Source organism: Desulfuromonadales bacterium (assembly GCA_035620395.1).
In the GTDB taxonomy this organism is placed as follows: domain Bacteria; phylum Desulfobacterota; class Desulfuromonadia; order Desulfuromonadales; family DASPGW01; genus DASPGW01.
In genome coordinates, this window is sequence record DASPGW010000093.1 from 1 (window position 1) to 5,787 (window position 5,787).

The window sequence follows — 5,787 nt, forward strand, 5'->3', positions numbered from 1 at the left end:
GATGAGATACCGGGGGTGAGTGATCAATGGAGGGGTGAGAGCAGGTTGCTGGCCGCGGCCAAAAGTTTGCTGCCAAACCCGAACCGATCAAGCAGGAGATTCGGAATCTGACAAGGGACTTCGAAGCGCCAGGTAGCCGCAAGACAGAAATCGCAGCGCACTACGGCCTCTGCTGGTCCCGGATAGAAATTTGCTTTCGGCAGGTTGATTCCCCGGTGCCCGGTCGAATCAAGAGTGAAACACGACGCTAGCGCGGGGGCCGGCGGGCCTCGCGGAACCAGGGACGGTACTCCTCCATGCGCGTGCGCTGCTCGGCGGGCGACCGGCGGCGGCAGGTGCCGAAGTCCGGCGTGCCGGGGGCGGCGCCCCAGCGCCGTTCCACGCAGTCGTTGGGGTTGTAGGCGATCTCCAGTCCGGACCGGCGCGCGTAGATCTCGGCCAGGCTCAGCCGCCAGGGGCTGCCGTCGCTGCGGGTATAGGTGATGTGGCGCTCCCGGAGGCGCGCGGCGTGCAGCCGCTCGATCCGCTCGGCGGCGGCCGCCGCGCTTTCGCCCCGCAGCACGTAGAGCTCCGGATGGCGGCGGATGCGCTCGGGCAGGTCGGCCAGTACCTTCAGGGCGATCAGGATGCGCATGTCCCGGGATGGGGTCGCGTAGTCTTCCCAGGGGCCGGTGGTCTCGAAGATGGCCGGGCCGCGCGGCATGGGGACGACCGTTCCCGGGTGGGCGCGCATGTACTCCTCGCCGTTGTCGACCGAGCGCACGCGGGTCTCGATCTGCTCCATCAGCGCCTCCAGGGTGGCCGCGTAGGCCGCATCCGGGTCGAGTCCGTGCGGGTTGATGAGCCGCTCCATGCGCGCATAGAAGTCGCCGGGCGCAAGCCCCGCCTGCTCGGCTGCAAAGGGCGGCAGGCCGGTGCGGTCGCCATGGGCGTCGTTGGGCGGCTGGCGCCAGCCGCCCTTGGCGCCGCTGGCGACCGGGGCCCGGTAGGCCTTGAAGCCGGGGCCGGCGCTTGGGGTCTGGGCAAAGAGGAAGTTCCCCTCCCAATAACGCTTGCGGGCGACCGAGTTGTCGGGCTGGGCGTCCACCGCGAGCAGGAGCCCGCTGCGATTCGCCGTCTGGGGAACCCACTTGGCGATGATCAGGGTGTGGCCGTAGGGGTCGGCGAAGACGGTGCCGGGCCACAGCGCCGAGCGCGAAAGCGGCACCGGATAGAAATCGGTGGCGTCGTCGCGCAGCGCCGTACGTCCGACCCCGGAGGTGACCCGGTCCATGATCCTGTGGCTCGCCTGCCGGAAGGCGCCGGCGGAGGCGGCGGTGCGGGTGAAGGTGCGGTCGATCACCGGCGGGCCGCAGCGCGGCGGGCGGTTGGCGCTCCCTCGGTCGCAGGCGCGATAGGCGACGGGGAGGCCGAGTTTCCAGGCGAAGTAGGCGCGCAGAAAATAGGAGAGGTCGGCGCAATCGGGCTCGGCGGGGACCTGCTGGTCCTCCCCTCTGTTCAGGTAGTCGTAGAGGAAGTTGCGACCCCGGTCGCGCAGGACGGGCTCCAGGGACGGGAAGCTCAGGGACTGCTCGGGCGGGGCGTCGAAGAGGTGCTCGACCCAGGCCGCGTAGAGCGCCTGCGTCGCCAGGTCCCACTCCCCGCTGCCCCGATTGCCGGCGCCGCCGCCGACTTCTACCTCGGTGCAGGCTACCACCCGACCGGCGCGCTTCGCCTCGATGCGGTAGCTGCCGGGGGTCGGTCCGGGCAATTCCCCCCGCAGGCTCCAGGGCGGCCCGCCGCCCCGGACGGCGGGCAGTTCGCTCCGGCGGCCCGCGGGGTCAGTGATCAGCAGCTCCAGCAGCTCGCCGTCGGTCGCCACCGCCATGACCTCCAGCCGCTCGCCCGGCCGTGCTGTGAGGGGCGCCGTCCAGATGCGGGCCGCATCCCCCTGCCTGCATGCGGAACCGGCCCAGGCCCCGTCGGGAACGGTCAAAACGAGCGCCAACAGTTGCACGGCGAGAAGAAGGGGCGAGAGTTTGCGCGCAGACATCGCAGCAGGACCTCCAGGGATTCGGGTCATGTGAGTCTCTCCATGCTGAAATCCAGGATGCGGGAAATGTCCCGTCGAATCACCTTAAGGTTGTATCAAATAAGCTGAGCATTGCCAAAATGATTTTCTTCCCCCGGCCGCAATCCGCGCTGATCGCGGCTCCCGGCTTCAGCCGCTTCCCGCAAAAACTAACAAAACTCCAAAGCCCGCATAACCGATCCGTAACATCCCTCCCTTAAGCTTCCCGGCAAGAATCGGCGGAAGCAGGCGGCGAGGCCAGGTTCGCCCGGCTGCCGATGGAGAATCGCGATGGTGAACGAGCTTACGGTGCGAGCAGAGGCTACAGGCGGCAACGTGCGGCCGGCCGTGATGACCACGGGGAAAATCCTGATCGTCGAGGACGAAGTGGAGCTGGCCGAAGTGCTGGAGTACAACCTGCGGCGCGGCGGCTTCGATGTCCTCACCGCCCATGACGGCCTGAGCGCCTGCCGGCTGGTCGGCGCCGAGCGGCCCGACCTGATCCTGCTCGACCTGCTGCTGCCGGATCTCGACGGCTGGGAGATCTGCCGGCTGATCCGCGGCCACCACGATGCGGAGCTCGCCTCGACGCCGATCCTCATGATGACGGCCCTCGGTTCGCTCGATGACCGCCTGCGCGGTCTGGAGCTGGGGGCCGACGCCTACCTGGCCAAGCCCTATTCGGTCAGGGAGGTGGCCCTGCAGGCCCGCAACCTGCTGGCCCGGCGCCGGGAGCGGCAGGCGCTGGCGGACGGGATGGCGACGCTGCGGGCCGGCGCGGCCCTGGAAGGCGATTTTCAGGAGATGCTCTTCCACGAGCTGCGCAACCAGCTGCTGATCATCGGCGGCTATTCCAGCCTGCTGGTCAAGGGGACATCCGCCCTGCCGCTGGACGAAGGCCTGCAGTCCATTCAGCGCAGCGCCCTGCACCTCGAGTCGCTCGCCGAAGGTTTTCTCCTCTGCCGTCGGCTCGAAGCCGGCGTTTTCGAGCTGCCGCTGGAAAAAGTGGCGCTGGATGAACTGGCGGCCGAGACGATCGAACGCTGCCGGCCGCTGGCGGCGGCCAAGCGGATAGCGGTCCGGCTCGCGGCCACGGCCCCGCTGCCGCCTCGGTTCCTCAGCCGCACCGCCGCCAGCCTGGTGATTTCCAGTCTGGTCGAGAATGCCATCAAGTACAGTGAAGCGCGGAAGGAGATTGTCCTCCGCCTGCACGACAACGCCGAGGCGGGGGTGACCCTGGAAGTCGAAGACCATGGACCGGGCATCCCGGCGGCAGAGATCGACCGTGTTTTCGAGCGATTCTACCGCGGCGAAGGTTCGGCCGGAAAGACCCGGGGGAGCGGCCTCGGCCTCTACATCTGCCGCACCCTGACCCGGGCCATGGGCGGCAGCGTCGAGGTGCAGAGCGTGCCCGGCGAGGGGAGCTGCTTCATTGTCCGCTTCCCCGCCCTGCCGGCTGGGAGCAATGCATGAGCCGCACTGACGCGACTCTCCTCTCTTCCCTGCGCATCGCGCTCGTTTCAGAGACCTGGTTTCCCCAGGTCAACGGCGTCTCCCGCTCCCTGGAAAAGCTGGTCGAGTCTTTCGTCGCCTGCGGCGACACCGTCCGCCTGTTCATTCCCCGTTATCCGCAAAGCCATTTGCCGGACGGCGTATCGGCCGTTGGTTTCCGTGCCGTCCCGCTGCCGTTCTATCCCGAGGTGCGCCTTCCCGTCGTGACTCCGGCAACCGTTGCGCAGGAATTGGCCAGTTTCCGTCCCGACGTCGTCCACATCGCCACCGAAGGACCGCTCGGCTGGGTGGCGTTGCAGGCGAGCCGAAGGCTCGGGCTGCCGGTGGTCAGCTCCTATCACACCAGTTTCGCCCACTACCTGCGGCTCTACGGCGCCGGCTGGCTGGAGGGCACCGCCTGGCGCTATCTGCGCAGCTTCCACAACGCCACCGCCGCCACCTTCTGTCCGACCCCCTCGATCCGTGACCAACTGGGGGAGAAAGGGTTCGAACGGGTGGAAATCTGGAGCCGCGGGGTGAATTGCAGGCACTTCCACCCGGGCAAGCGTGACGCTGAATTGCGCCGGCAGCTCGGTGTTCCGGAAAACGCCGTCGTCCTCGCCTGTTGCGGTCGCCTGGCGGCGGAAAAGAACCTGGAAACGCTGCTGGCTGCCTTCAGCCGGCTTTCCCCGGCGTCGCCGGTGCGGCTGCTGCTGATCGGCGACGGTCCACTGCGGGTGAAGCTCGAGGCGGCCGGCGACCCGCGGGTGATCTTCACCGGCTATCGGCGCGGCGAGGAGCTGGCCCGGCTCTACGCTTCTGCCGACCTGTTCGTCTTCCCGTCTCTGAGCGACACCTTCGGCAACGTGCTGCTCGAAGCGATGGCTTCGGGGCTGCCGGCGGTCGCCTTCGACGTGCCGGGACCGCGCGACGTGGTCCGCCATGGCGAAACCGGCCTGCTGGTCGGGCAGGTCGGGGCCGAGGCCCTGACCGCCGCTCTCGCCGGCCTGATCGCCGATCCCGCCCGGATGGCGGGTATGTCAGCGAATGCCCGCGAGTTCGCGGCCGGCCAGGACTGGGAAACGATCAATTCCGTAGTGCGCCGGCGCTACATCGAAGTCGTCACCACCGCAAAGCCGGCGATGCTGCCTGGGGCAGTCGCCGGGAAAGGAGTGCAATCATGTCCGTGATCGAAGCTTCACTGCGGGGCAAGGGGTGGACCGCTTTCATCAGTCGCCACGTCACCACGCGGGAAGTCGTGCTGATGCAGCGTCTCTTCGACCTGCGCCGGTATGCCCCGCTGACCGCCCTCTGCCTGTTCGCCAGCCGCCTCGGCGACGGGCCGCTCTGGTGGGTGAGCGGCATGGTGCTGCTGGCGGTCGGCTCCGGCCCGACCCGCTGGGCGGTGCTCGGCGCGGCGCTGGCCGTCGCGCTCTCCGTCACCCTGTTCATGGCGGTCAAGAACCTCATCGGCCGGCCGCGGCCTTACGAAACCTGGTGCGATCTGCCGTGCCTGCTGGCGCCGCCCGACCGCTTCTCCTTCCCCTCCGGGCACACCATGACCGCCTTTGCCGTCTGTGGCAATTACGCCGTGCTCGTTCCGGGCTCGGAGCTCTTCTTCTTCCCGGTCGCACTCCTCATCGGCCTCTCCAGGGTTTTTCTCGGCTGCCACTATCCCACCGACGTGCTGGCCGGCGCCGCCCTCGGCAGCGGCATCGGTCTCGGGACGGCCCGGCTGCTGGCGGGGTTGATCGGTTTTTAGGCAACATCCTGTACGCAGGCAGGTCTGCCAGGGGCCAATGGGAAAATAACCGTCTCCTCGACGCCGGCTAACCGGCGCCGGTTACCGTCAAAGTCGCGAGCCATTTCCAATTTTAGATAACAGGTAAAACCATGGCGAATCCGCCTCAGAACGATTCCCCCGCCGTCGGCACCTTCATCACCTCCCTGGAGACCATCTCGCCCGCGACGCGGATCACCGAGGTCGCCGACCGCTTCTTCGCCGGGCGTGAACTCGAGGCCCTGGCGCTGGTGGCCGATGGCCGCCCTTGCGGCCTGGCGACCCGCGGCAAGATCTTCTCTATTCTCTTCCGGCGCTTCGGTTTCGAGCTCTACGGCCGCTATCCGATCACCGAGATCGCCGACCGGCAGCCGATGACGGTTGGCGAGGCGGAGCGCCTCGACGGCGTCCTCGATCGGGCGATGCGGCGGGACTTCGAGGACATCTACGACGAGATCGTGGTGGT

5 protein-coding genes are annotated in these 5,787 nt (G+C 68.0%); 4 read left to right on the forward strand and 1 reads right to left on the reverse strand.

Annotation, left to right across the window (positions count from 1 at the left end; all coding sequences use genetic code 11):
- Nucleotides 1-247 precede the first annotated feature (247 nt).
- Complete coding sequence (locus VD811_05320) at nt 248-2,032, reverse strand: hypothetical protein (GenBank protein ID HXV20397.1); 1,785 nt, start codon at nt 2,030-2,032, stop codon at nt 248-250.
- Nucleotides 2,033-2,341: 309 nt separating this feature from the next.
- Between VD811_05320 and VD811_05325 the strand changes: the two genes are divergently transcribed.
- The 4 genes from VD811_05325 to VD811_05340 form a co-directional block, all read left to right on the forward strand.
- Nucleotides 2,342-3,523, forward strand: coding sequence for a hybrid sensor histidine kinase/response regulator (locus tag VD811_05325; protein ID HXV20398.1), 1,182 nt, complete (start codon nt 2,342-2,344; stop codon nt 3,521-3,523).
- The gene (locus VD811_05330) at nt 3,520-4,731 is read left to right on the forward strand and encodes a glycosyltransferase family 1 protein (GenBank protein ID HXV20399.1); all 1,212 of its coding nucleotides are present in this window, start codon (nt 3,520-3,522) and stop codon (nt 4,729-4,731) included. Before VD811_05325 ends, VD811_05330 begins: the two co-directional genes overlap by 4 nt.
- Nucleotides 4,722-5,303 carry a phosphatase PAP2 family protein gene (locus VD811_05335; protein HXV20400.1) on the forward strand — a complete coding sequence of 194 codons (582 nt, stop codon included), beginning with the start codon at nt 4,722-4,724 and terminating at the stop codon, nt 5,301-5,303. The genes VD811_05330 and VD811_05335 overlap by 10 nt, the downstream gene beginning before the upstream one ends.
- 131 nt (nt 5,304-5,434) lie before the next feature.
- The coding region (locus VD811_05340) for a hypothetical protein (protein ID HXV20401.1) at nt 5,435-5,787 on the forward strand (353 nt) is incomplete at its 3' end.